The sequence below is a fragment of the Klebsiella spallanzanii genome (assembly GCF_902158555.1).
Lineage (GTDB): Bacteria > Pseudomonadota > Gammaproteobacteria > Enterobacterales > Enterobacteriaceae > Klebsiella > Klebsiella spallanzanii.
Map to the genome: position 1 here is coordinate 1 of NZ_CABGGS010000040.1, position 307 is coordinate 307.

The 307-nt window shown below is 61.6% G+C and carries 1 protein-coding gene; it reads right to left on the reverse strand.

The window, feature by feature from the left end; genetic code table 11:
- A partial coding sequence (locus FN082_RS20565; RefSeq protein ID WP_142982282.1) for an N-acetylmuramoyl-L-alanine amidase occupies positions 1 to 307 on the reverse strand: 307 nt, incomplete at both ends.

The window sequence follows — 307 nt, forward strand, 5'->3', positions numbered from 1 at the left end:
CCTTGGTGGAGAGGGCAAACACCGAAGAGCCGCTGGGCTGGCGGCTGGTAAAGGCGTCGGCGTGAATCGACACGAACAGGTCGGCGCGCTGCTTCTGCGCCTTGGCGACACGCACCTTCAACGGGATAAACACGTCTTCGTTGCGGGTCATATAGGCCTTCATATTGCCTTCTTTGTCGATCAGCGCCCGCAGGCGACGGGCGATCTGTAGCACCACATCTTTCTCGCGGGTGCGATACTTCCCCACGGCACCGGAGTCTTCGCCGCCGTGTCCGGGATCGAGCATGATGACAATCGGCCGGTCACG